The sequence below is a fragment of the Dietzia sp. DQ11-44 genome, from assembly GCF_014145205.1.
GTDB lineage: Bacteria > Actinomycetota > Actinomycetes > Mycobacteriales > Mycobacteriaceae > Dietzia > Dietzia natronolimnaea.
Genome location: NZ_JAALEC010000594.1, coordinates 1 through 3,023, shown reverse-complemented (window position 1 = coordinate 3,023; position 3,023 = coordinate 1). Strand labels below are relative to the sequence as shown.

The window sequence follows — 3,023 nt, the reverse complement described above, 5'->3', positions numbered from 1 at the left end:
TGGCGGGTACGGGGATGCGGGTCATGCGCCGTCCCAGTGCCGGCGCGGACGGCCTCGATCCGGGCCCGCTTCTCGCGATCGAACCGCTCCCCGGCGGTGTGCCCGAGCGCCTCGTGGATCGCGGACGCCTCGGTCGAAGTGAGGTGCGCACGGAGCTCGGCCATGCCGTCCACCCCGCGCCGGACGCTGACCCGACGCTCACGCGCCGCGGCAGCACACCGGGCCAGCACCCCTTCCGGGTCGAAGTCCGCGATGATGCTGTCGGTCTTGGCCAGGATCGCGTTGCGGCCGGGTCGCTCGCCGGCGTCGACGGAGTCCAGCAGCCAGTCCACGACCAGTCGGTGCACAGCGTCCAGGACGGAGGGATCGACTGTCCGCATCTGCCGGACGAGCATCCCCGCCGTGCGCTCGTCCAGCAGGCCGGACCCCATCGCCTCGACGATCCCCGGGAAGCTGATGGCGAGATCCCGGGCCAGCGTGAGCATCGCTGACGCGCGGTGGTGATGAACACCGTAGGTGGCGACCAGTTCCGCACAGGCGACGTCGAACGGGTCGAGCACCGCGTGGTCGCGCGGGCGCTCTGGCCCGTCGGGGTCGTAGTACCCGGCCTCGACGTCTCGGGCGAACTGCTGCTCCTCGCACAGTGCCAGGAGATCGTGGCAGGCCTGCAGACGGGCGGCAGCGGCGCGGTTCTCCGTGCGGAGGGCGTCGAGGGCGGCCAGGCCGGCCGCCGCGATCCCCGAACCGTGTTCTGCCGACATCCGGCTCCCCCTTCTGCGATAGCGAGGCGATCGCTCGTGTGTTCGATAGGGAAACACTAGCAACGGGGTACGACATGGTGGTTCGACCACGACCGATGCGAATGACGCGCCGGGGCGCCGGGCGCCGGGCGCCGGGGCGGCGGCGCGGCGGGACGTGCGGTGTCATCGAAGGGGTCTGGGATGGGGATGGGGATGACGTGGAGGGAGCGGAGCGGGCCGCTCCGGACCGCTCAGCCGCCCAGCAGGGCCCGGTAGTGCTCGGCGAGGCCGGGGTAGTAGTCGGGTTCGAAGCTCAGCGCCTCCGGATCCCGCCCCGCCTCGGCCTCGACCAACCGGTCCAGGTAGTACTCCCATCCGGGACCGATCGAGGAGGCGGACTCGGCATCGGCGATGTCCTGTTCCAAGGAGATGACGGCCTCGTCGTCGTCGCCCTCGATCCTCACGGTGAGCAACCACCCGCCCGGACCGGTCCGCACCACCAGGAGGCCCGGCGCCTCGCAGGTCACCACCTCGACACCGTCGACGGGATCGCCGTCCTCGGCGGTCATGGTCAGTTGGACGGTGCCGGACGCCGGGTCGCCCGACCACGGGCCGATCCACCGGGCGGTGCGGGCCGGATCGGTGACGGCTGCCCACGCCTGCTCGCGGGACATGGGCAGGCGGCGGGGGAACACGACGGCCCCCGAGTCGTCGAGGTATCCGGAGGCCGTGGGCGTGGCGGACATGGCGTCTCCTCGCGATCAGAGGGGCGCCGGGAGTGGTGTCAGCGCAGCGCCGGCATCAGCGTATCGCGCATCGGCGCGATGAAACGGCCGAAGTTGTCCCAGTTGTGCAGGCCTGTGGGCAGGTAGTCGACCCGGGCGGGGATGCCCAATTCGTCGAGGCGTCGGTCCATGGCGACGGTGCACGCGTGGGTGGCGATCTCCAGACCGGTGCCCTGGGAGAACCGGAGCAGGTCACGGCCGTTGCGGTCCCATTCGGTGGCGTCGGGCATACCGGTCGCGGTGGCGAGGTACAGGGTCTTGCCGCGGAGCTTCTCGGCGTGGAGCAGCCCGTCGTTCTCCGCGTAGGCCGGGTCGGTCCGCGGACCCCACAGGTTCGCGATGTTCCCGCCGCGGGTCTCGGTGACGATCTTGGCCAGGACGAATCCGAGATCGTCGCGCGCGGTGTAGCAGCCGGCGATCGCGCCGACGGCGGAGAACAGGTCGGGGCGCCGCTCGGCCAGGGTGACCGCGCTGGCGGCCCCCATCGACAACCCGGCGACACCCCGCTTGCCGGTGAAGGGCAGTTCGCCCGACTCGAGCAGCGGGGGCAGCTCCTCGGTGAGGAAGGTCTGCCAGGCATTGCGGCTCAGGACCGGGTCGTCGTTCTGCCAGTCCGCGTGCAGGGAGCCGTCGGCGCGCGCCGGCATGACCAGGGTGACGTGCTCGCCGGCGAAGGCGTCCTGGACGCCCCCCGGCAGGAGCCACCCGCTGGGCGACGGCGAGTCGACGCCGTCGAGGAGGTAGAGCATCGGGGCCGGGGCGTCGGACGCGGGCCGCCAGATCTCCACCGGCAGCACCCGGTTCATGGACTCGGACGCGATCCACCACCGCTCGAAGCGGGTGTCGCCGCCGGCCACGCGTGGGTCGCCGATCTCCTTGTGGCGGACCTCGGAGACGGTGACCGGCTCCGCCTCCATCCCGATGGGCGGGGTGGCCAGTGTGTTCTGTGAACCGGTGCCGAGTGGCGGGAGCGTCCCCAGGCCCGCCAACGACTGCGTCCCGGTGGACCCTGTCGAGCCGATGGTCGCCGAGCCGGCGCCGGCGCTGGACGGGTCGACGCTGCCCCCGAGCTCATTGATCGAACCGATATTGCCCGACGAGCCAGACGAGCCCGACGAGCCCGGGAGCGACTGTGCGGAGACCGGCATCGCGATGCTGCCGATCAGCCCGAGGGCCAGGACGGGCGCCAGTGTCGGGGTGAGCAGACGGGAGAGCCCCGGGGCGGACCGGCGGGGCGAGAGAGAACGGGGGACGGCGGACGAGCGGCGGTCGGACACGGGGCTCCTAGGTCGAGCGGAACGGGATGCGACCGTCGAACAGGCCCGAGACGGTGACCTGACGACAATAGTGCGCCGCCCCCGCCGCGCGCGACCCTCTACTCCCTGGTGTCGCGGGGGAGCGTCGGCCCGGAGAGGTCGGAGGGGCCCGGCTCCGGGGTCCCCGCGTCCTGCGGGGTGGGGCTCGTCCCCGTCTGCCCGGTGGGCGTCGCGGCGTCCGC

3 protein-coding genes are annotated in these 3,023 nt (G+C 72.4%); all 3 read right to left on the bottom strand.

The window, feature by feature from the left end; all coding sequences use genetic code 11:
- The coding region (locus G6018_RS13945) for a DUF222 domain-containing protein (protein WP_182639931.1) at window positions 1-761 on the bottom strand (761 nt) is incomplete at its 3' end.
- Window positions 762-991: 230 nt separating this feature from the next.
- Window positions 992-1,486 (bottom strand): SRPBCC domain-containing protein, encoded by a 495-nt coding sequence (locus tag G6018_RS13940; protein WP_182639930.1) that lies wholly within the window; start codon window positions 1,484-1,486, stop codon window positions 992-994.
- 38 nt (window positions 1,487-1,524) lie between these two features.
- Window positions 1,525-2,802 carry an alpha/beta hydrolase family protein gene (locus tag G6018_RS17680; protein WP_182639929.1) on the bottom strand — a complete coding sequence of 426 codons (1,278 nt, stop codon included), beginning with the start codon at window positions 2,800-2,802 and terminating at the stop codon, window positions 1,525-1,527.
- Window positions 2,803-3,023: the final 221 nt, after the last annotated feature.